Annotated in this window: 14 protein-coding genes; all 14 read right to left on the bottom strand. The window is 71.3% G+C overall.

Annotation, left to right across the window (positions count from 1 at the left end; all coding sequences use genetic code 11):
• A partial coding sequence (locus tag GH664_RS20055; RefSeq protein ID WP_153169889.1) for a DUF4157 domain-containing protein occupies nt 1–1,791 on the bottom strand: 1,791 nt, incomplete at its 3' end.
• Nucleotides 1,788–3,842: an ATP-binding protein gene (locus GH664_RS20050; RefSeq protein WP_153169888.1), complete on the bottom strand. Its 2,055-nt coding sequence runs from the start codon at nt 3,840–3,842 to the stop codon at nt 1,788–1,790. The genes GH664_RS20055 and GH664_RS20050, both read right to left, overlap by 4 nt.
• Nucleotides 3,839–5,479 (bottom strand): hypothetical protein, encoded by a 1,641-nt coding sequence (locus GH664_RS20045; protein WP_153169887.1) that lies wholly within the window; start codon nt 5,477–5,479, stop codon nt 3,839–3,841. Before GH664_RS20045 ends, GH664_RS20050 begins: the two co-directional genes overlap by 4 nt.
• A 3-nt stretch (nt 5,480–5,482) precedes the next feature.
• Entirely contained in the window at nt 5,483–10,456 is a 4,974-nt protein-coding gene (locus tag GH664_RS20040) for a hypothetical protein (RefSeq protein ID WP_153169886.1), read from the bottom strand.
• A gap of 55 nt (nt 10,457–10,511) precedes the next feature.
• Nucleotides 10,512–12,608, bottom strand: a complete 2,097-nt coding sequence (locus tag GH664_RS20035; protein WP_153169885.1) for a hypothetical protein — start codon at nt 12,606–12,608, stop codon at nt 10,512–10,514.
• A gap of 87 nt (nt 12,609–12,695) precedes the next feature.
• The gene (locus tag GH664_RS20030; protein ID WP_153169884.1) at nt 12,696–13,685 is read right to left on the bottom strand and encodes a hypothetical protein; all 990 of its coding nucleotides are present in this window, start codon (nt 13,683–13,685) and stop codon (nt 12,696–12,698) included.
• Entirely contained in the window at nt 13,682–14,083 is a 402-nt protein-coding gene (locus GH664_RS20025) for a hypothetical protein (RefSeq protein ID WP_153169883.1), read from the bottom strand. The genes GH664_RS20030 and GH664_RS20025 overlap by 4 nt, the downstream gene beginning before the upstream one ends.
• 13 nt (nt 14,084–14,096) lie before the next feature.
• A complete protein-coding gene (locus tag GH664_RS20020) occupies nt 14,097–14,414 on the bottom strand; it encodes a hypothetical protein (RefSeq protein ID WP_153169882.1) in 318 nt (105 codons plus the stop codon).
• A gap of 40 nt (nt 14,415–14,454) precedes the next feature.
• Nucleotides 14,455–17,037, bottom strand: a complete 2,583-nt coding sequence (locus GH664_RS20015) for a phage tail protein (RefSeq protein ID WP_153169881.1) — start codon at nt 17,035–17,037, stop codon at nt 14,455–14,457.
• Nucleotides 17,037–19,340 carry a putative baseplate assembly protein gene (locus GH664_RS20010; RefSeq protein ID WP_153169880.1) on the bottom strand — a complete coding sequence of 768 codons (2,304 nt, stop codon included), beginning with the start codon at nt 19,338–19,340 and terminating at the stop codon, nt 17,037–17,039. The genes GH664_RS20015 and GH664_RS20010 overlap by 1 nt, the downstream gene beginning before the upstream one ends.
• 1 nt (nt 19,341) lies before the next feature.
• Nucleotides 19,342–19,740 (bottom strand): GPW/gp25 family protein, encoded by a 399-nt coding sequence (locus tag GH664_RS20005; RefSeq protein WP_153169879.1) that lies wholly within the window; start codon nt 19,738–19,740, stop codon nt 19,342–19,344.
• The gene (locus GH664_RS20000; protein ID WP_153169878.1) at nt 19,737–21,536 is read right to left on the bottom strand and encodes a hypothetical protein; all 1,800 of its coding nucleotides are present in this window, start codon (nt 21,534–21,536) and stop codon (nt 19,737–19,739) included. The genes GH664_RS20005 and GH664_RS20000 overlap by 4 nt, the downstream gene beginning before the upstream one ends.
• A complete protein-coding gene (locus tag GH664_RS19995) occupies nt 21,530–22,216 on the bottom strand; it encodes a phage baseplate assembly protein V (RefSeq protein ID WP_153169877.1) in 687 nt (228 codons plus the stop codon). The genes GH664_RS20000 and GH664_RS19995 overlap by 7 nt, the downstream gene beginning before the upstream one ends.
• On the bottom strand, nt 22,216–23,301 hold the full coding sequence (locus tag GH664_RS19990; protein WP_153169876.1) for a phage late control D family protein: 1,086 nt from the start codon (nt 23,299–23,301) through the stop codon (nt 22,216–22,218). The genes GH664_RS19995 and GH664_RS19990 overlap by 1 nt, the downstream gene beginning before the upstream one ends.
• Between the last annotated feature and the right edge of the window lie 66 nt (nt 23,302–23,367).

The raw sequence follows: 23,367 nt of genomic DNA, 5'->3' as shown, positions 1-23,367 counted from the left end.
GCGCCCCGCCCGACCCAGCGCGCGCCCTGCACCCGGGGCCACCGCGGTTGCGACGGCGACGGCGCTCATCACCGCGCCCACCGAACGGATCGCCCGCGCCCCGCGGCCGAGCGCCCCGGGCGCGCGCGATGCAGCGCGCAGGCCGCCCGACACGCGGCGCCCCGCCCGACCCAGCGCGCGCCCTGCACCCGGGGCCACCGCGGTTGCGACGGCGACGGCGCTCATCACCGTGCCCATCGCGTCCTGGCGCACCATGCCGAGCAGTCGGCGGCGCTCCTCGGGGTCAGTCTCATTCTTCAGGCGGTAGAGGTTGTAGCCGGTCAGGACGATGCCGAGCACGAGGCTGATCGCATCGAGGATCAGCGCAGCGACGTCGCAGAAGCGCCCGACGGTGAGCAGGAAGGCCCCGACCGGCGGAATCAGCAGGCTCAGGATGAAGCCGCTGACCGTCGCGACCAGGCCGATGATGCCGACGATGCCGCCGAGCTGGCCGGTGATGTCGCGAACGTTGGCGAGCGTCCGCAGCCAGAGCGGCTCCACCTCGTAGCCGGTGACCGCCGCCCCCGGCTGCAGTGCCTCGCCGCCCAGGGCCTGCAAGGCGCTCGCCTCGGGGTCGGTGATCTGCCGGTCGCCCAGCAGATCGACCGCCTCGAGCAGCGAGCGGGTTTGCGGGTCGAGCGCGGCCAGCCGTTCCGCCGACAGGTTGCCGTCGAGGTAGGCAGCGACATCGGCGGCGACGAGGCTCTCGAATTCCGCGGCGGGGCCAGGCACCGGCGTCGGTGGCGACTCGGGAGGTGACTCGGCGCCGGCCGCGCCCGCACCCTGCGCATGAGGGGTGCCGGCGCCACCCTCGGCGGCCTCCCGTTCCTCCTCGCCCTCGCCTGCGCCGCCCTCCGCGCCACCTTCGCCTTGGCCTCCGCCGCCCCCGCCGGCGGACCCGCCACCTTCGCCCTTCTCGCGCTCGACCTCGTTCAGCTTCCCAGCCGTGGAACTCTCCAGCTCGACCGTCGGGGCGCTGGTATCCGCCCCCTCGGGCGGCGTCGCGGCAAGCCGCGCCTCCATGTCCTCTTCCGAGAACGCGAAGCTCTGCCGTGCAGGTGACGGGGCCGCCCCGGGCGGCGCAGTTTCGGAGCTCCGCCGCACCGGTCCCGGGGCACCGCCCTGCTGCACAACATGCGCGACTTCATGCGCCACCAGGCCGAGTTCATCGGGCGCATGCCGCGCCCCCAGCCAGATGTCACGGCCATGGGTGAAGGCGCGGGCCTGCAGGCGCGCCGCAGCCTGTTCGGCACCCGCACCGGTGTGCACCCGCACAGCGCCCAGATCCCGTCCCAGCGAGCCTTCGATGCGTGTTCGAAGCGGCGCGGCGAGCGGCGCGCCGCCGCCTGACGCGGTATCGCCGTCAGAGCGTGGCAAAGGCGCAGAGCTGTCCTGCAGCGGCTCATCGTGGCCCACCTTCCGCCGCCTGATGCTCACCTCCGCCCGCGACGCCGCCAGCTCGTCGCGCTGGCCCCCGGCCCCACCGCGCGCCTCGATACCGTGCCCGCCCGACAGGAATCGCGGCGACGCCTGCTCTCCCCGTTCCACCGCGCGCGCGAATTCGTCGGCATCGCGCTCCATGGGGTCGTCCACCGCGCCCACTTCGAGCTTGGCCTGAACCGCGCCGCCGGAAAGAAAGCGCGGCAGCCCGGCTTCAGGCGCGGCCGCCTTGCGCTCCGCACCATCCAACCCGTCGCGCTGCTCACGCCCGGTCGGCTGGATCCTGGATGTGTGCGCCAGGGCGCCTTTCATCCCGGCCGCTCCAGACCCGCCGGTGCGGGCTTGCCGAGCTTGCGGTATTCGGCCGCCACCGCAGACACGACGTCAGCTTCCGACACCGCTTCGCCGCGCACCCGCGCAAGGGCCGCCGCTGCAAACACCGCATTGCGGATGTGGCCGCCCGCCAGGTCGCAGGTGCCGGCAAGGCGGTTGAGCACTGCGGCGTCGAGCCGGTGCCCGTCGCCAAGGTGTGCGAGCCACAGCGCCCGGCGCTCTTCGGGGCCGGGCGAGGGAAACTCGATGATGGCATCGAGCCGGCGCGTGAAGGCGGAGTCGAAGCGCGCGCGGCTGTTGCTCGTCAGCAGCGTGATGCCCTCGTACGACTCGATGCGCTGCAGCAGGTAATTGGTCTGCTGGTTGGCGAAGCGGTCGTTCGCATCCTTGACGTCGGTGCGCTTGCCGAAGAGCGAATCGGCTTCGTCGAAGAGCAGCACCACCTCGGCGTGCTCCGCGCGTGCGAAAAGCTCGGCGAGGTTCTTCTCCGTCTCGCCGATGTACTTGCTGGTGACCGAAGCCAGGTCGACGCGGTAGAGCGGAAGCCCAAGCTGCGTCGCGAGCCAGCCCGCAGCGAGCGTCTTGCCGGTACCCGACGGACCGACCAGCAGTGCACGCACGCCCGGCTTGTAGCGCGCCCTGGCTGCGATGCCGAGCCCGTCAGCCAGGCCGTCCCGCACCCGGCAACGGGCCAGCAGCGTCGCCAGCGCCTCATGCAGGGCCGGGGTCAACACCAGCGCGTCATCCGGGATGTCGTCGGCGAGCAGCTCGGCGAGCGCTCCCAGATCGGCGCCGACCCCCGCTCGCGCAGCCTGGGCGACGTGTGCGGCCTGCAACCCGACGCCCGCGGTGGCCGCCGCCGAACGAGCTGCCTCGCCCAGCTCGGCGATCCGGCCCGCCGAGTGGCGGTGCGTGCCCGCCAGCGCGTCGACTTCCACGCCCCGCCCGAGCGCCGTCTGCCACAGCACCGCACGCTCGGCTGGGGGCGGCACGGCAACGCGCCACTGCGCCACTGCGCCGGCGCTCTCGACGCTGCCGTCCACACCCGTGGCCACCAGCACTGCGCCCTGGTAACCGGGAATCACCGGCACCTGGAAGCGCTCGCCCGGGCCCAGGCGCCGGCACAGCACCGGGACGCAGGCGCGCAACCATAGCCAGTCGCCCAAACCAGGTGGCGGGTCGCCTTCGACGAAGGCGGCCCGGCGATCGAGCGCCACGGCCACCTCCGCGGCCGCAGCGCGTGCTTCCGCTGCATGTCCGCTGCGGACGACCAGCACGCGCACGCCCTTGCTTTCGAGCCCCTGTGCGTGACGCTGTGCGGCAGCGACCACCGATGCCGACAGTGCCGGCAGGCCCTGCGGGTCGAGCTCGACGTTGTCCGGCCTGCCTTCGTGGCCTGCCAGGGCAAGCACCAGGGGTAATGGCACCCGCACGCTGCGCTCGCACAGCGGCCGGTCCTCGGGCAGCAATTGCAGTGCGCCGTGCCGGTATGCCGGGCCCTCGGCAAGGCGTGCAAGCACATGCGGTTCGCCGACGCGTTCGCAGATGCTCGCCAGCAGCCCCACGGTGGGGCGGGCCTCGCCGACAGGATGCTGCAGCCAGATCAGCGCCCTTGCCGCCATCGGCGACAGCTCGCTGGCGCAGGCAAGCGCGATGGCTGCGGTCTCGGGGAGGCTCAGCCGATCGCGGCTGGCAAGCGCGTGCAGGAAGCGGTCCGCCTCCGGCGCCTGCCGTTGCCATGCGGCCAGCGCAACGCGCACCGCGTCAGCGCGACCATGTACCCCGGCAGCCACGGCCTGCGCAAATCGATCGACAGCGCGACCCAGCGCCGACAGCCAGGCGGCCTCGCTGCCGGGCTCGCGCACAGCCTCGCTATCGGCCGGCGCGAGCAGCGCGAGGGCGATCTCGTTGAGCGAGGGCAGTTGCGCCACGTCGTCTCGGCGTGAGCCCGCGGCAGACGATGAGGCGCCGAGCCCGGCCGAACGGGGAAGATCGTCGGGCAGCGGTGGCACCCGTTCGGGATGGTTCATGGTTCGGTGTCGCCATAGTGGAAGTGAACGACCCGCCCCAGCCAGGGCAACCAGCCCGGATCGAGATCGAGTCCCGCGCGCCGCACGCGAAGATCGGTCTGCTCGATCGCCATCCAGACATCGGCATGCGTGGCGGTGATCGCCATGTGACCGGGCCGCAGGACCAGATCGGCCACGCCGATGCGTGCGCGCATCCGCAGCCAGCGCCGGCAACCGCCGAGCCAGATTTCCTCGACGGTCCGTTGCGCCTTCGGCTGCAGGCCAGCCGCGACCAGGGCAGACCAGCAATCCTCGGCAGGCATGGGCTCGCGACGATCTGCTGCAGCCATGCCCAGCAACCAGGCCGGATCATCCTCGGGCACCTGCAGGCGTCGAAGCGTGCAAGCGAGGATGCGCGCAGGCAGCGCTGCGTCCCGCCACGCGGGGTTTTCCTCCAGCCATTCCGGCAGACCGAGCGACGCCAGGACGGGCAGCAGAAAGAGCAGCCCGGCCGCGGTCGTGCGCTCGGGCGCCATGCCCGTGCCGCCCGCGACAGGGTGCAGCCGTCCGGGGAGATCGGCGGGCACATCATGGGCTCCAGCAGGCCCGGCGGCCGCTGACTCCAGGCTGCCCGCCTGCAGACGTACGGTGCTCGCAGCACCCGGGGCTGTTGCTTCGCCGTGCGCCGCGCGCGAGTCGCTGGGCGATCGAGAGGCCCCGCGATCGTCATGACCGGAGCCCAATCCGCCATCCCTGCCGGCGGCCGAAGCCGTCCCTTGCCCACCCCGACGATGCCCTTCACCCGCTGCCCGCCGCGTCTCCGCCGACGGCCCGCGCACATCGTCGGCCGGCAGGGGCGGCTCGGCAACGCCGGGCCGGGCCGCAAGCATGCGTGAATGCGCGCACGTCTCTATCAGACGCAAGCGGACGTCCGCAGGGGCCAAGGCGTGCCGCGCCCAGGCCATGGTCCGGCGCCAGTCAGCGGAAAGCGTCGCCCCAGCATCCGACGCGTGCACGCGCCGTACGTCGCCCGCAGCGTTCGCGCTCCCGGGCGAGGGACGCACACCGGCAGCGGCGCTGGGCCGCGATGCTGCAGGCAGAACTGCCAGGAGCGCCTCAGCATCATCCTCGTCCAAGGACGCGACCAGCCGGGCAATGCCGCCCTGGGCAATGATCGTATCCAGCCAGAGCGGCACCGCGACCTCGGCCTCGGGCAGATCCACCAGCGACATCGCGACCACACACAAGGCCTCACCGAGCCCGAGCCGCGGGTGGTAACCGGGCACCGCAAGCGCCCAGCACCAGGCCGCGGGAGGCGTCCCCCGCAGCAGGCGCAGGCCGAGGTCCTGGCGCGCGTGGAGCGGATCACGAAAACGCACCGCCGCTGCCGCGGCTAACTCGTCTTCGGTCGTTGCCTCGCTCACTGTCACGATCTGCAGGGACCGGCAATACGCCTCCAGCGCAAGCGCCAGGCTTTGCGGCGTCGATGCGCTGCTGAAGGCAGGCAGGGAGAGCCTTCGGACCAGCACCACCGCGGCACCGTCGCCCGGCAGGCTCGCCGTGCGCAGCGCATCCTCCAGCAACATCCGCGCACGGCGTACGAGCGCCTCGTCCGGCGCGCGCACACGGAGCTGGCGGACGGTGCGCTCGGTCGCCATGCGCTATCTCACGGTGGCACTCTTGACGCGCACCGCGCTCATCGCCACCGGGCTGGCCGCATCGAGGAACTGCACGCGCGTCTCTGCCGCCAGCTCGACGCGGTTGCCTTCGACCTGGATCAGCGTGGCCGCCACCTGAACGGAGCCCACGTCATCCACCGTCGCCCGCGCCACCACGCGCTCTGCCTGATACACCAGCGCCTGCATGCCGACGCGCAGCTTGCCCACTTCGGTGACGCGGATCGGAATGCGCACACCAGGAATGGCGGTGACCGGCGCCGGCAGGCGGCCCGACACGATGCGGTTGATCGGCGCATGGCTCGCCAGCAGCAGGCACATGCGCACCACGTCGTTCATCAGACTCTCCGCCTCGGCGACGCCGGGCCGCAGTTGGCCGAACAGCCAGTCGACAGCCGCCTGCATCTGGCGGCGCTCGGCATAGGCGATCTCGCCCCAGCGCGGCAGGCTGGCGAGGTTCCGCAGGCGCGGCGCCACGTCGAACTGCGACACGCGCTCAGCCCAGTCCAGCCGGATCGTCGGCAGTACCGACGAGAAGCCTTCGTGCAGGCAGGCGGCGATGCGCGAGACGTCGTCGAAGAGTGCCGCGGCCTTCTGTGCCACATCGCCCCGGCCATGCTCGCCGTCGATCAGATCGCCCAGCGACACCACCTGTTCGACCTGCGCGCGCGCGCCCTGCCAGCCCAGGCTGGCGATCAGCGACGGGTCGACCCGCGTCGCCGCCACGCGCAGGTTCTGCACCGCCTGCAACTGCTTCGTCTGCAGGCGCGCAATGCTGGCAGCGACGCCACTCGCCGGGGCACTGGCCGCGGGTGCGGCCGCCGCCTTCAGCGTCATGATCTGGCTGCGCAACTGTGCGGACTGCACCGTCTTCACCAACAGGTCGACACGGTCAAGGCGGTCGAGCAGCAAGGGCACGCCGGCAAACCAGCGCGCCGGCGCCTCACGCACCACCGCCAGCAGATCGCGCAGCTCGTCGGGCGCGCCCTGGTGCTCCATGAAGCATGCAGGCAGTGGCGGCGCGAGCAGGCCTGGGTCGAGCGTGCGCATCGGCGCGCTCGCGATCAGGTCCGCCTCGCGCGGACGCTGGTATGCCAGGAAATGCACATGCTGCTGCAGGACCTGCGCACGGCGGGCGTTGATGGCGGCCAGCCGGGCTTCCTCCTCGGCGATCAGCGCGCGCGTCACCGACACGTCATGGCGCGCCTCGGCCAGTTCCTCACCAACCACCTTGAGGCGGGACTCCAGCGCCGCCGCGCTGGCGCGCAGGCTGTCCAGAACCTTCTGGCTGGCAGCGATGGCATTGCGATAGAGCTTGATGCGCCCCTCGAGCTGGCGCATCAGCGCCACCGTGTTGTCCGCCAGGTCCGCCCCGTCGGAGAAGTGCGCCGACTCGTCGATCTTGGTCCGCGACGGCGAGCGCAGCATCAGCGGCAGGCGCCAGCGCTGGGTCATCAACTCGCTCAGCGGCAGGCTGCGCCGCATGCCGTTGAGCACCGCCTGTTGCGCTGGATCGTCCGTGTCAGCGTTGGGCAAGGGCCGATCAGGATTGTTGATCTCCGCCTCGCTGTCGTAGAACAGGGAGGGATCGCCGCGCACCCCAAAGAAATGCACGCCGTCGAACAGCCCTGCCGGCTCGCCGCCGTCAGCCGCCTGCAATTCGTCGGCAAAGGCCAGCAGGCTGCGCACCGCGTCGTAGCGGGTAGAGGTCGTGTAGTCCTTGGCTTCGGTCGCCTTGGGTGCCGCCAGTCGTTCGGCGATGCTCGTCGTGCGCACGTCGGCCTTGCCCACCAGCGGCGCCGCATCAGTGATGTCTGACGGCACGAAGCCGCCCACCTTGACGGGCGGTGCAAACCCGGTCGCCTCGGCGAAGAAATCCTTCGTGCCGCCGCTCGCCAACTTCAGGTCGACGGCGTCCTGGCGGGGCTGGATCAGCAGCGGCTCGACGATCGTCGTCGAGCGCAACTCCATCGTCGACGATGCCTGCAGCTCCACGGACTTGTCGAGGGCGGCATTGAAGCTGAAGCCGCGGGCAACCGGCTCGCTCGCACCTGCGGCGAGGGTGCGGGCCTGCGTGGTGGCAACGGACTCCTTCTTGAGTTCGTCGAAGAAGCCCGCGATCCGCTCGGTCGACGCCACGGCCGTCTCGGCCTGCGCAATGTTGGCCAGCGCCGGTGACACCGCAAGCCGGGTGGCCGCCGTGGTGCCGAGGATGAGCTGGCGCACCCGGTAGATGTCGGTCTGCACCTTCACGAAGTTGAAATCGACCAGGTCGTCGGCGCGATCTGCGCGCGCCTTCAGGTAGGCGATGAAGCCTTCGAGCCCAAGCTGGAAGAGCTGGTAGCGCTCCTGCGCGGAGAGCGGCGCCAGCGCCGCATCGTCATGCAGACGGGTGAGCGCCGCCACCTGGCCGTTGTTGCCGGCCGAAGTGGGCGCGCGCAGGTCGCGTGCGGACAGGAACTGCCACAGGCCGCGCGGCGTCGCGCCCCGCGGCAGGCTGCCGGCAAACCACTCGCGCGAGGTTTCCGCCGCGTTCGCGCTCGCCGGCGTCAGCGCGCCGCATGGCCCGAAGGCCGCGGCGCCGTCGAAAAGCGTGAACGCCATGCCGTCGATGGCGAGCCCGGCGAGGCCGACCGCATCGGGCGCGATCTCCAGCCGCAGCCAGCGCCCGGGCCGCGGCAAGGCACCGAGCCGGCGACGCGACACCGTTCCGTCCTGCCCCCAGTCGATGCGCGACAGGCCCCAGTAGGCGCGGTGCTCCCAAGTGCCCCCCGCGCGCCACTGCAGCATCAGTTGCGCCGGCGGGTTGTTCGGATCGACGAACACCCAGCAGTAAAACCGCTCGCTGGCCGCCACCGTCAGGGTCTGGCCGGCATTCTCGAAGAAGTGCTGGTGCACGCCGCTCGCGGCCGGTTCGGTGTGCCCACCGCTGCCCGGCGCGTTCGAGCCGTCGGCCGGCAAGACCTCGGAAATTGCTTCGAACGGCGACCACAGGTCGTTTTGCGTCAGCATTTCCCAGCGTTCATCGCCGTTCTGCTGCGCGCCGGTCGGCAGCACGCCGCAGAACCACTTGCGCTGCCCGCCGTCGGGCGCGGCCACGCCGGTCATGCCGAACGCGGCCCGGCCGTCGTAGAGGGTGAAGGCCATGCCCTCGATCGTCGCGCCGACCAGGCCGACGAGCGCCGCCGGAAGGGTCAGCCTAACCCACTGCCCGGCGGCGGGCAGGTCGCCCGCGCGCGCGCGGGCAGGCGTCGCATCGGCGCCCCAGGGGATGAGGTTCTCGCCCCAGTAGGCGCGATGTTCCCAGGTGCCGGCGTGCCATTGCAGCATCAGGCTGCGCGGCGGGTTGTCCGGGTCGAGACAGACCCAGGCGAACAGCGTCTCCCCGGCTGCCACGCTGAGAGTCTCGGTCGCGGCCTCGAAGAAATGCTGGTGTATGCCCGCCTTGAGAGTGGACCGATGACCACCGCCTGCCGGCGGCGGCCCCCACGGCGCAAGCGATTCCGGCTCCAGCGCTTCGGGATCGTCCGCGATGGCCGGAACCTCCAGCGTCTTGCCGGAAATGGCACGTGCAAGCAGCGATGCGCGGGTGCGCAAGCCCTGGCGGTCGCCCAGCCAGCGCGCGCGCACCGACAGGAACCCCGCCAGCGTCGTCGCGAACTCGGGATCGATCACCTCGCGCAGCAACAACCGCGGCTCGAACACCGCCTGCGGCACCGGCACCAGCACCCGCACCCGGCCACCGAGCGCGGTGTCCAGCGGTGCCAGCGCAGCGGCCTCCGCAAGCGCGGCGTCGAGTTGCTCCACCGGAACCGGTGCAGCATCCAGTTCGAAGCTCCCGGCAAAAAAACCGCTGCGCAGGGTGGTCAGGTCCACCACATTGGCGGGCAGCAGCCCAAACGGCGGCAGGCGGCTGAACCCTGCCGCCAGCGTCGCCGGCGGCGGCGCTGGCTCACCCGCCGCAGCCACCTGCTCGGCCAGTTGTTCGAGCTGGGCCTGCCACAGCCCGGGCAGGCGCCAGTGCGCCGCGAGACCTTCGGCCCCGCCGCCCATGCGGTCGTAGCGCCCGCGGCCGCCCGCCCGCACCACGCTGGCGCGGTCGAGGAAAAGCGGATTCCACGTCGCGTCGCAGCACACCAGCCCGACCGCAACGCCGTACTCCTCCCACGGCAACGCGTCATCGGGCCCGAGCCTGCGTTCGGCATCGAACACCTGCCAGGCGAGCAGGTTGCGCCAGCGTGCCGGCGCCGCGGCCAGCACCACATCGAGCGCGAATGCGTCGAGCTCCGTGGGCCACGCATACCAGAGCAGGCGCGCCGCGTCGCCGATGCGCCAGTCCTCGAAGGAGGTGACGTTGCCGGAGCCGCACCCGTCCAGCCCGCAAGGGTCCGTCGGGTCGAACTCGCCGATGCGATCCGCCGACACCGCTTGCAGCACCAGGACGCCGACGCGAGGGATGGCATCGGGGCGCTGCGCAACGAGGTCGCCAAGGCGGGGCCCGATGACCTTCGTCCGCAAGACCGAACCACCGCCGCTGCTGCCTTCGCCCCCGCCTCCACCGCTGCCGCCCTCGGCGGGGGCGAACGCCGACGGATCACCGACGACGGAAAGACCGGCCAGCGCGAATTCGACAGCCTGCGGCACCCGCACGTCGTCGCCGCCGAAGGCGAGTCCGCTGCCCTGCATGAGGGCGATGCGGGCATCGGCGAGCCCGCTGCTGCCGCCCAGCAGCACGGCCTCCAACCCCCGCACGACGCCAGCGGTGAAGGATCGCCCGCGCAGCGCCACATGCGCGGCGGCCCAGGCCTGGCGGCCCTGCAGCGTCGGCCCCGTCAACGTGCGACCGGCAAACAGGTTCGGGCGTCGCAGCCACCAGCGCGATACGTCCGCCGCATTTTCCGGAGCGAGGTGCACCACCTGTTCGCCCCGCAGGGAACCCTTGATCGGTGTGATGCTCACGCGACACCTCCGTCAATCATCAAGCCGCCAGCGGCGCAGCGCCGCCCGCCGGCCTTCACTTCTCACCCGTGCCACCAGCCGGCTTGCGACGCCTGCCCGAAGGGGACGTCGACGCGGGTTCGCCAGGACCGGTTTCGGCCGGAGCCTTGCGACGACGCGCCACCGCCTCGCCCGCACCGCCCTCACCGCCGCCACTGCCCTTCGCCGCCGCGCGGGACCCGCCGGATGCAGCCGCCCCGGTCGTCCGGGCGGCGGGCTTCGCTCGCGCATCCGTGCCTGCTGCCGGTGCCGTGGGTGCCCCCGCGCGTGGCCTGACGGTCGCACCCGCGGCAACCGTCGCCGGCCGCACCGTCGCACCCGTGACAGCCGTCGTCGGCCGCACCACCTCCGGGCTCAGCAGCTTGTTGGCCAGCGGCGTCAGTTCGGTGCGTGTCGCCGTGGCCGCGGCGAGATCCGCGCTGCGCCATTCCCCGCCATCGGCGATGGTCTGCAACGCTGCCTTGCTCGGTGCCGTGTCCGCCGTCGCCGTCTCCAGCTTCACCAGGCCATCGCCAACCCCGGGCGCGGAGAGGTCCGCGGCCACCTTCAGCACCGTGGCGCGGTCAATGGTCTCGGCCTTCGACAGCTCGGAAAGCGCCGCCGCAGTCAGCGTGGGCGAATCGGCAAAGCGCGGGCTGGCCAGCAGGCTGCTCGCCTCGCTAACCGCCAGTGGCGTGGCCCGCTCCAGCACGCGATTCAAGGGCGCATCCAGGCCGATGCCCTGCAGGCGATTGAGCACCACCGCAGGCGCGACCTCCGCCGCAGCCAGCCGCACCGCGTCACCCGCCAGCGCGTCCCGGTAGGCCAGGTTGCGCCGGCGCACGAACCACAGGTCGGACAAGGCGGCCAGCCGCGCCCACTCGGCAGTGGAGGGATCGACCGGGACGGGGGTCACGGCCACGCTCGGGATGCGCAGCCGTTGCAGAATCTCCAGCGGCTTGCGCGCTGCCACCAGGTTGAGCGCGGCCGGTCGCAGCGTCAGGGTCCGCGTCGTCAGGCGGCTGCTGACCACCCGCCACTCGTTGCGCGGCACCGGTGCCAGAATCAGCACCGAGCAGGCTTCCAGCGTCTCGCTGTCGGCCTCGAGATCGAGCGGCGGCAGCGAAAGCGACTCCTCCACCAGCGCCGGCAGCTCGTCTTCGGGAATGATGGAGAAATCGACCGCCACTTCCGGCGGAAAGTAGCGCTGGGTGAAATCGCGTGTGTCGATGATTCCCGGTGGCAGCGGCCCGGCCGATGGCAGCGCCGAAAAGTGCTCTCGCGCGGCAAAGCTCTTGCCACCATTGGCATTCAGCACATCGGCCAGATGCACCTGATGCTGCATCAGGTGCGCGAGGCGCAAGGCGCGCGGCGCGTGCCCCAGCCCCGGCAGGTCGGCTCGATCGGCGCCCAGTTCCCGGCGCACCATCGCAACATCGATCCAGGCCACGATATTGTTCTGCAGCGCCACCATGGCGACCGGCAGCACGTTCGACGACAGCGCCCGCATGCCCGCCGCGGCGAAGATCGTCGCCGCCGCCCGGCCGCGCCGCGCCTGCAGGTCGTCCGCGGCACCATCGTCATTCCACGGCACGAGCACGATCGCGGTCGCCTCGATGATGTCGCCATCCTCGACGGTGCGCGGCCCGGTGATGGACGTCGGATAGGCGCCGACCGGCCCCGCGGTGAATTCGACCGGCCGCAGCGCCAGCACGAACAGGCCGGTACGGCTGCGCAATGGCGGATGGGCGATGCGCCCCAGCCCGAAGCGTGCCGACAATTGCTCGGCGTGCGGGATGTCGGCCAGCCTCACCTCGACATCGCGCGGCAGCAGCACCAGCTCGCCGGCCGGCGTCACGCCATGGCCGGCGCTCACCCGCAGCCGGTCACCGCCGCCGCCCGGTTCGACGTCGAGCCCGGCGGCAACCCCGCTGCCGGCCGCCTGGCCGAGATCGGCCTCGCGGGTGAGGATGTATTGCTGGTCGCGGATCAGGTCGCGCGCGGCAAGGAAGCGGCCGTCGAAGTAGCGCGGACGTTCGCGGCGCGGATCCTCGATCAGCGCACCCGCGGTACGCAGGGCCGCAACTTCCGCTGCGCTCAGGCTTGCCCTGCCGAGTCCCTTGGTCAGATCCATGACTCTGTCTCCCCGGCGCATCTCGGCGCCGCATGGTGTCCCGGCTCACGCGCCGCAGGGCGCACGGCACCGGAAGGTTGCGTCAATTCAATCCAGTCCCAGCCCGAGCGCGCCGGCCAGCATCCCCAGGTGCGGCAGGAAGCGCCGCGCGCCGTTGTCGACCACCGCCCCCCCACTGCGCGCGGGCGGATCGCCCGCACCCACGCCGATGAGCACGCGGGCGAGGAACACCGCTGTCGGATCCAGCCCGGGAGGGTGCCCGGGCGGCGAGGCGAGCTGGTTGTCGGCGCCGACGGTCGCGGCCAGATCGGGCCAACCGTCGAGCACCGCGTCCTGCAGCGCATCGCGCCGCGCCGCGCCCGTCAGGGCCGACAGATCGCGATCGAGCAAGGGCAGACCATTGAAGTCGTCGTCGAGCCCATCCGTCCGCGGCACGAAATGCACCTCGTACGCATCGCGCAGGCGCGAAGTCTCGACCGCATCGAGCGCATCGAACGGACCGCTGGCGAAGGCCGGCGTCAGGGCCTGGCGGCAGGTCACGAAACGCACGAACACATCGACGATCACCGCGCGTTCCGGCAACGGCCCCGCGCCCGCCGCGATCTCGTCGTTCAGCCTCGCGCTCGCGAACCGTCCTGCATCGGCGAGCGCCGCGCGGCGCAGATCGTCTCCGCCGTCACGCTCGAGCTCGCCATCGAACCAGCGCTGAAGGCGCAGACACACCGGGTTCGGCACCTCGATCAGTCTGCCTAGACGATCCACCGCCAACCCTGGCGCGACGCGGATCTCCTCCGGCTGAGTGCCGCTCGCTGCACGCAAGGCCACCCGCAGACCGGCCAGCGTGCCGCCACCCAGCAGGCCGGCAGCCCCGGGGCTGTCGCCCAGCCCTTCGGGCAGGCGACGGGCGCCCGCACCGCTGGCGAAGGCGAGCGCACGCGCCAGGCGGTTGCGGTGATAGATCTGCTCTGCGGCGAAGTCGTCCGCGCCCAGCAACATGCCCGTCGCGTAGTTGGGCCGTGCCGCATCGGGCAGGCCGTAGAGGGGATCGTCCGCGGGCGGGCGAAGATCTCGGTTCATGATTCACTCCTGCGCGTTCTGCGTGTCTTGCGGCCTGCGGCGGGCGGCTCCGGTGGTGCGTCGGTGTCGATCTGGCGCACGCTCCGCTCCCGAGGGGTGCGAACCAGCGTCGAGCTGATCGTCGTGCTGGTCGTCGTGCTGGTCGCGAGGGGCGTCGTCGCGGCCGGGCTGATGACGGGACTGACCGGATCGATGATCGTGGGCCGCAGCACCGGCTGCAGCGGCTCCAGGATCTGCAGCCGCTGCACCGACACATCCACCACATCGACTGAACTGCGGCGGCCATCGGCAGTGATGACCTGGAGCTGGAAGCGATGCACGCCCAGCGGCAGACCCGGGTCGACCGTCACCACCGGCTCGGCGGTCTTGACTGCGCGCCCGACGACGAAGGCGACCATGACGGCATTCCCCTCAGGTGATCGGCTGGCCGAGATAGGTCCACAGGTAGGTGGTGACCCGCCCGCCGCCGGCATCGAAGGATTTCTCGCCGCTCAGCGTGAAGCTGGTGCCGAAGGACACCGAACGCGGCGCGGTGAGCACCGCCGTCGGGTTGACGGTGTCGGCGACGATCACCACCACCTCGTCGGGAATGGAGGTGTTGCCGGAGTCATCGACCACCACCAGGCGAAAGGTGTGACGCCCGAGCGGCAGCGGCTTGTCGGTGGGGACCGTCACTTCGACGGTGGGGGTGTCGGTCTTCACGACCTGGTTGATGATGAAGGTTGCCATGGCGATGCTCCTTTCTACGGTGAGATCTGTACAGCTCGTATCAGTCGACGCGGCGCCACCGGAATTCGGTGATGCGACGCCCGGCGGCAGCACTTGATGCACTGCCGTCCAGCACGAAGGATTCTCCAAAAGGCGCGCCGAAGTCGCGGCCTGCGTCGGCCACCGGCCTGCCCCGCGGCACCGCGTCCGGGATCGGCGCCACCGCGCCGGACAGGCGCGCGTCCAGACTGCCGACGCCAAGCACCAGGTCGCCGTTGCCCAGGCTGGACACATCCGCACGCGCGGCGTTGATCGGCCGCGGCGGCCCCAGGTAGGTGTCGACCCCGACGAGGCTGGCGATGCCCACCAGCAGCGGCCAGCTCGCGGTGTCCACCTGCACTTCCACATGCGCAGGCGACTCGAGCTCGACGATGCGCCGGATCAGGCCAAGGTCCTGCGCATCCACTTCCTGATGCACCAGCACCAGCACGCGATACGCGAGCTTGTCGTAGAAGGCCAGCACTGCCGCGCGCTCGGCGTCGCTGGCGACCTCGTCGCGGAACAACGCCAGCAGTGCGGCCCGCTCGGCCTCGCCCAGCACCAGCGTGTCCCCGACAATGGAATTGCCGCTGATGACCAGGCCGGGCAGCAATGGATCGTCTTCCACCGCGAGGTCCACACCCAGCAGCGTGGCCATCAGGCGGCGCATGCGAAAGCCCTCCAGCACCACCAGCTCTCCGCCGCTGACGCCACCGTCGGTGGCGATGTCCAGCGCCAGGCTCAGGCCTCGCCGGGTGCCGTGGAAGCGTGCGAGCTCCGCCGCGTGCATCAGCCAGGCACGCCGGCGCTCCACCGGCAGCGCGCCATCGAACGCGACGCCGATCCAGCCCGCCAGCCATTCGAGCGCTTCTTCCGGCGCCACCGCGGGGTCGGTGAGCAGGTGCGCGCCGGCAACGCGATCCTCGAGCGCGGTGAGCCAGCCTTCGGGGTTGGCGAGCATGCGCTCGAGGAAGTCGGCTGCGCTGGCCGTCGCCGGCACGTCGGGCTGGCCCGCTTCCGCTGCCGCACCAAACTCGGTTTCGCGATACAGGCGCGGGAGGTAGTGGTCGCGGTAGGAGAAACGCGAACCGTAGATGCGCAGTGCGGCGAGCTCGGGCGAATCGCGGCCGTCGCCGAACAACATCACCCTCACCCACAGGTAGCGCCCGACCAGGCTGCGGACACGACGGCCATGACGCTGCACCAGCACCGTCCACAGCCCCGCGCGGCCGGGCTCCGGCGCGCCCCATGCGCCAAGCCCGGGATGACCCGGCAGTTCGGAGGGCAGGCGCTCCCACGCCGCGCGCGGCAGCGCACCGGACGGCACTCTGCCGCCCGGGACAAGTTCGGGCGCAAGCGGCGGGACTTCGCCGACGAGGTGCGGATGCCAGGCCGTCGCATCACCGTCGGCGGGCGGCAGGGGTTCGGCAGTGGCCGCGAGCCACACGATGAAGCCGCAGGACGCCGGCACGCGGGCCTCGGCATGCAGGCGATGCCACACCGTACGCTGGTCGCCACTGTCGATCAGGTGGACACCCCCGCCATCCTGCCCGACACCGCCGAAGTTGGCTGCGTCGCCACGCCGCGCCAGGTTCGCCAGGGACAGCCGGTGCAGCGGCTCCACCCTGTTGCCGGTCACCGGATAGCGCGGCGGATCGTCCAGGCGATGTGCGAAAGGCGCCTCCTCGGCATCGACCGCAAGGGGATAGATGTCTCCGGAAGGCTGCAGCACGATCGATGCATCGATCCCGGAGCCATCCTCCAACGCCAGCCGCGGCGCGAACACCGGCACATCGCGCCGGCCCGGCACGCGCACCGCGATGCGGCCATCGGGCAACCAGTCGAGCGCGTAGCCAAAGCGCACACCGGCCAGCGACTGCGGCGCACCCAGCAGCCCGAGCTCGACGTCCAACACCCGTAGCGCGGTGTCGCCATCGCCCGACCAGCTCAAGAGCGCAAGACGGCCATCGGCGCTCACCGCCATCGCCTGCGGGCGCTCGCCGATCGGCCAGGCGACCCGCTCGCAAGGCAGCAGGTGGGGCGCGTCCGGGTTTTCCGGATCGGGGCGGAAGGTGGTGTGAGCGTAGTCCGCTGCCGGTCGCGCCGCCTGCATGCAGCCCGCGAGCCGAGCGATGCGGCCACTGGCTCGCTCCAGCAGCCAGGCGCCGCCCGCGGGGTCGGCAGCCACGCGCCACGGCTCGAAGCCGGGCGTCGTCAGGACGAGATCCGGCCAGCGGCCACGCAGGTCGTGCATCAGCACGCGTCCCGACAGCGCCACGTAAAGCACGTCGTCGTAGCCCGCGGCGAAGTCGGCGGGCCGCTCTCCCAGCGACAACGTGACCGCGGTATCCGGCAGATGGCTGCGGGCGACGATGGCCGACGCCACCTCGTCCCACCACGCCACCGCGCCCTCGCGGTCCACCGCCTGCGGCAGCCGCTCCAGCGCGGATGCGGCAATGCCCGCGGCGCCCGCGACCGGCGCACCGAGCGTGCGCTCGCTCGCCAGGCGCAGTGCGCGGCACGCGCCGTGCCACGCGAGGTGGCTGCGCGACGGCCAGTGGCGGTCGTCGCCGAGCAACCAGAAGCGCAGTCCATTGGCGTCCATCAGCACGCCTCGGGCACCACCGGCACCGCCACCGCGGTGTCGCTGGCGAAGGGATTCGGCACCGCGGACAGGTCGGTGGGCGCACCCACCGCGCCGCCGGCGCTGTCCACTGCCACCACACTCAGCAGCTCGGGCAGTTGCCAGGCTGCAATCTCGAGCGTCTGCGAACCGTCAGAGGTTGCCCGCGTGAGCAGCGACCACTGGTCGCGGCCGTCGACCGTCGCCCGGCCGAACAGGTTGAGCCCGCCCACCTCGGCCACGCCCGCCACCCGCGACACTTCGACCTCCAGCTCGCGCTCGCGCACGTCCCGATTCAGAGGCCACCCCTGGCCCGCCTGCCCGCCCGGCGGCAGCGGCCACAGCAACCGCCGCAGCGCCTCGCGCACCTCGAACAGCACCGCATCGCGCGCGTACCCATCGCGAATGGCGACCGCCACCGAGACGCCCAGCGCCACGTATTCGCAGCCGATCACATAGAGCTCGGTCGCCAGCGGCGTGCGTGCCGACAGCCAGGCATGCACGCGCTCGATGAAGGGGCGGTCCGGTCGCGGATTGGGTGCCTTGCCCAGCGGGCGTGCCGGCAGCACCATCACGCTCACCACGCCGGGCACATCGGGGCGCCGCTCACGCGGCTTGAAGCGGGGCAGCACTTCGACGCGGCCGACATCCGTGCCCGGCGTTTCGCCCGCCAGCCGGCGGTAATCCTCGGCCGTCACCGCACGATCGCCATGCCGCAGCAGGGCCGGGATGCGTTGCTCTGCGCGAGCCAGGGTTTCGGCGTCCTCGCCGCCTTCCATCGCCAGCGGCTGCCAGACCTTGATCGAGGGCAGGCTGCGCTGCACGCCGACCAAGGTGGCGCCACTCACCTCGGTGAGGCTGGCTTGCGGAAGATTGCCCGCGCGGCCGCCGCCGAAGCGCCCGGAAGCGAGCCGGATGCGCATCTGCCGCTCGGGCACACGTCCGCGTACGCCATCGCCGAAGCGCACCGTGCCCGTCTCCGCGTCCAGCTCGAAGGCAGGCGCCTCGCGTGCGACGACCGCGTCAGCCGAGATGGCGGCCAGGTCATCGACGCGGGTCCAGGGCTGGTAGCCCTGCCCAGGCGCTTCAACCTGCAACACCAGGCTGGCCGGATCCACCGAGCCGGCGGGAAGCTGGAAAGCCTGGTCGGCCGCGCCGGTCGACGCGCCGAGCACGCGGCCGCCGATGGTGACGCGCTGGTCCACCTCGACTGCATTCACGCCCACCCACGACAGGCGCAGGCTCTCGACGCCGCTGCCCGGTTTCGGCCGCAGCCGCAGCCAGCCGACGAGGCGCGCGGCGCGCCCCGCGTCGTCGATGCGCGGCGGGTTGTCGCCCACCCCGGCTCGCGGGTTTTCGCCCACGTCATTCACCGGGGCGAAAATCAGGCTTTCGTCGGGCATCGGCAGGCGCAACACCCCGGGCCGGGTCAGGCCTGCGGTGGTGTCGTTGGCATCACCGGGCAGGGGTTCGATCGTCAGGTAGTCGGCGTCCAGACCATTGGCGGCAGAGGTGACGACCTCCCACAACACCGGCACACGTGCGCGTGGCCCGATCTCCTCGAACAGCGCGGGCGCGGCGATCGCTGGGACGACACCCACCGACAGCAGCGCCGCCGCTCCACTGTCGCCACCGCCGAGCGCGGCGCGCGCAGCGGTGTTGGCCGCGGGTTGCTGCTCGGGCTGTTGCGCCGCAGGCGCGAGCAGCGCCAGCCACAGCGCACGGTCGGTGCTCCCGGCGAAGACGTCCACGCCCTGCCCGGCCGCCTGTCCGCCTTCGAACAGCGGCGTCGTCAGATAGCCCGCCACTTCGTCGGTGATGCGGTGCACCCGCTGCAGGCCGGTCAGCACGTCGGCCATGCGCAGGCGGTCCGCCTCGGGCAGTGGCCGCTTGTAGTAGGCCTCGGCGGTGACCGGCAGCACGGTCGTTTCGCTCAAGGTCTCGAACGGCACCGCTGCCTTGATGCGGGCGCCGGCCGCCAGCGTCAGGCCGGCAAGCTCGGTGGGCTGCGCGAACGACAGGCTGACGATGCCGCGCGCCGGCTGCGCCGGCCGCAGGCCCTGCCCCAGCAGCTTGAGGAACACCAGGCGCTGGCGTTCCGGAATCAGGTTGGCGCGGTAGAGCAGCGCATCGCCGAGCCAGGCGAAGAGTTCGAGCAAGGTGCGGCCCGGGTCGCCGAGGCGCGGGTTGGTCCACTCCGGGGTGTGGGCGGGAATGCGCGCCAGCAGGTCCTCGAGCAGGTCGTCGAAGCTGCGGTCATCGAGTCGGGGAGGCAGGATGGGCATGTCAGGCCTCCAGTCGGACAGTCACGGCAAGCGCCGCCGGCGTGCCGGTCCGCGCCAGTCGGTAAGCGATCTCGACCCGCAGGTCGGCGGGTTCGCCCGGCACCTCGAGCACCTCCACCCGATCGAGCACGATGCGGCGTTCCCAGCGCGGCAGCGACTCCATGACCCAGTCGCGGATCTGCCGCCGGGTGCCGAGGTTGTTGGGCTCGTGCAGCAGCCGGTCGAGCCCGGCGCCGAATTCCGGGCGCATCAACTGCTCGCCCGGGCGCGTGCTCAAGATGACGCGGATCTGCTGGCGCACGCTGGTCTCGAGGTCGGGCCAGTCGAGCCGGCCATCGCCATCGGGCACGGCGAACAGCGGCCAACCGATCAGCGGGCGGGGCAGGCTGTCGGTGCTCATTCCTCACCTCCACCCTTCTTCGGGAAGGGAATGCAGATCTTGATGAACATCATCCAGCGGAAGAACAGGTCGAACAGCGACAGGAAGATGTTCAGCACGATGAAGGCACAGATCGTGATGATCGGGATGTTGAAGCTGCAGATCCAGCCTATCGTCATGCCGCTGGCGGAAGGCTTCTTGCCGTCGAGCAGGTCCTGCGGATCGCCGGCGAGCAGGTCGTGCAGCGACGGTGGCACGGTGAAGGCGACGTTGGGCTTGAGCTTCTTCAGCATCTCCTTGTCCATCGGATCGGGCAGCGGCACTTGCACCGGCGGCGCACCGCCGCCTTCGTACCAGGGCGCGATCACGAAGGCGGGGCTGTAGGCGCTCCACACGGTGCGCCCCGGACAAGAGCCTTCCGGCTTCAGGCGCACGAAGGCACGGAGCACGTAACGCGCGTCCGGGTCGTCGTAGCGCCCGGCGGTGCCGGCCACCGCCTCGAAGCGGTTCATGAGCGTGACCGACAGCGCGCTGGCAAGCGCCGCCGTCGTCTGCTGATCGAGCGCGGGCCAGCCGATCGGCATCACCGGTGGGTTGGCGACGGTTTCGCCGTCTAGCAGCACACGGCTCGCGCTCGCGAGGAAATCGCCCGCCGGTGTCGTCAGCCCCGACGGCAGGCCTTCGGGGCCGAGCAGCGGCAGCCCGATGCCGTTGAGCACCGCGACCAGCGCCTGGCTGTCCGGATCATCGCCGAAGGCGTCGAACTCGATCGCAAGCTGGCGCAACAGGAGCAGCAGGCGCTTCATCGCCGCGTGGTCGGCATCGCCGGCCGACGTGGGCTGAGCGATCGACGTCATGGCCGGCGTCAGCGTGTAGCCGGCACGCGGGAAACTGTCGCCCAATCCGCGCAACGGGCCCACCAGATGCGCGCGAAAATCGGCCGAGTCGGGGCCGAAGCTCGCCGTGTCGAAGGCCGGGGCACCGCCCTCGGCACGCTCGCTGGACGTGGTCGGCACCAGGCCGTAGAAGAAGGTGCGTCCGGCAGCGCGGCACACATCCGGCGGAGCGATGAACATCGGCACCACCTGTTCGGACAGCACCGCGTCCTCGGCTTCCCCCAGCAGCGCAACCACCTCGCGGTCGAGCACCGGTTGGCCGGTGGTGGGACGGACGAGCCGTCGTGCGGCCTCGGGGTCGTAGCGCGTCTGCTCGTCGCCGGCCTTGGCGGCATCGGCCTCCACGCGCGCCCAGCCGCGCAGGTGGTCGCCCGCGCGCATCCAGCCCTGCTTCACCTCGACGCCTTTCGCATCGCGGCGCAGGCGGCGGATCACCAGCCCGGCGCTGTCGACCTTGTTCGGGTCGAGCCGCGGGTTTCCGGGTGCGAGGCAATGCGCCTCGATCACCGCCAGATGGAACTGGCGTTGAATCGGCTGGAACAGTTTCAGCACGCGGGTGCGCTCGGCGCTACGCCGAATCTTCTCGGAAAGTTCGGCGACCGAGGACACCGAAGCGCTGGCGTCGGCCGATTGGGACGTTGATTGCAGCGCACTTGCAGCCGTCTTGCGCCCTGCCAGCCCCATCAGCGTCTTGATCAGCGATCGGCCGTCCTTGCGAAACCGCTTGCGCGTGTCGGTACCGGCGGCGATGCCGGCCTCCTTCGCAAGATCGTCGCGCAGCGCGACCCGCCCGCTCTCGTCGCGCAATGCTGCGAGCACCGCCTCGACGAAGTCCTCGTCGCTGCGCTGCAGGATCGCGGGCGCGTCGTCGTCGGCGATCTCGCGCGGCGCGCGCAGCAGGATGTCGTGATGGCTCACCATACGTTCCCCGCTCCGGGCGTGTAGCTGGTGCCAACCACCGACGTGGCCATCAGCACCTCGCATTTGACGACGCCGGAAAACTTCGCCATCGCCGCATCGACGGTGACCATGCCCGCCGTCACCTTGACGTTGGCCGCATCGACCTTGACCTGCGCCGCCGCGGTGATCGTGATGCCGCTGGATTCCAGCACCACGCTGTTGCCATTGCTGTCCTCGATGCGCACCTTGCCCGGCCCGTCGGACAGGGTCAGCTTCTGCCCTGCCGGCGTCTCGAGCACCAGCTTCTCCTGCCCCTGCTGGTCGTCGAGCGTGACCACCACGCCGTTCTTCGAGCGGATGCACTTGTACTGGTTGGTGCCGCCCGACAGCGAGGCCGGCGCCGCATTCGCGCCATTCCACAGGCCGCCCACCACCAGCGGATGGCGCGGGTCACCCTGCACGAACACCACCAGCACCTCGTCGTCGACGTCGGGCATGAAGAAGGCGCCGCGATCCGCGCCGGCAAAGGGGCACACCACGCGCGCCCACAGCGGCGCGTCCTGGCCGTCCACGTCGTCGAAGGCGTACAGCCGTACCTGCACGCGATCGCGGCTTTCGGGGTCGTTGATATCGACCACACGCGCGAGATAGGCCGCCTGCATCCAGCCGGCGCTGCGCTCGAAATGTGGTGCGCGATCCATCAGCGGCCTCCCAGCCAGGCGCATTCGCCCACGAATTCGGTGCGGTAGCCGGCATGCACGTCGTAGCGGTGACGTGCCTCGACCACGTAGTAGGTATTGTCAAAACGCGCCGACATGCCGCTCACCGCCACATGGGTGCCGACGCGCAGTTGCGGATTGCCCTCGGCAACCCCGTCGAGCCGCACGAAACGACGCGCACGGCGGTCGAAGGCGGCCTCGGCGATCGCCTGCGCTTCGGCATCGGTGCTCACCGCGAGATGGCCCAAGTGTTCGGCACGGTCGTCGAGCGCGCGCGCCAGCCAGTCGCTGCCGCTGGTGCCGCTGCCCGGGCCGCCGTGGGTGAGGCGCGTCGCCTCGCCGCTGACGGTGCTGCCGCCGACCGGGTCCCAGCCGCCGGTGGTAAGCTTGGTCACCTGCTGGGCCAGGTCCGCCACCACGCGGGCACGGGCGAGCTGGCCATGCATTTCCAGCGTCAGTTCGCCACGGCGCACGTCACCGCGCGGCGACACCTGCAATTCGTCGCCGACGATCTGCAGGTCGGCATCGAAGCGGCCGATCAGCCGGCGCAGGAAGGCGAGATCGCTTTCGTTCAGTTGCGCCCAGGTGCCCACTGGCGCGCTCAAGCCCTGCACCGTGGGCCGCAGGCCGAGCTCGTTCGCCACTTGCCGCACCACCTCGGCCGGCGCCATGTCGGCGTAGACCTTGCTTCGCCGGGCCATGCGCGCCTTCGCAAGCGGATCCTCGGCCATCACCGTCAACTCCGGCGGCGTGCCCTGGCCAAACTCCGCCTCCAGCGCGCTGACCACGCCGCGGAAGATTTCCCGTGGCTGCGTCTCGTCGCCTGCATACACCTCGATCGCGGTGCCGAGCGCCAGCCGCGAACCGTCCTCGAACGCGCTCTCGGCCCCGGCCGAAGTGCTCACCCAGTTGGAGAAGCGCAGCTCCGCAGTGCTCATGCCGCCTTCCGCCTCGGTGATGCACATGGCGATGAGCAGCTCCGACACCCGCTCGTCGGCCTGCCCGGCCACGCGCAAGGTGGGCCGTGCGCGATAGACCGCCTGCTGACTGACCGAGGTTTCAGACATCTCCGCTGCTCCCAGCTATTTGCTCGTTCGTTCCGCGCTCAAGCAGGACCACCCGGATGCAGGGCA

It is taken from the genome of Thauera sp. 2A1 (assembly GCF_009469595.2).
In the GTDB taxonomy this organism is placed as follows: domain Bacteria; phylum Pseudomonadota; class Gammaproteobacteria; order Burkholderiales; family Rhodocyclaceae; genus Thauera.
This window is presented reverse-complemented; position numbering and strand designations above follow the sequence as displayed.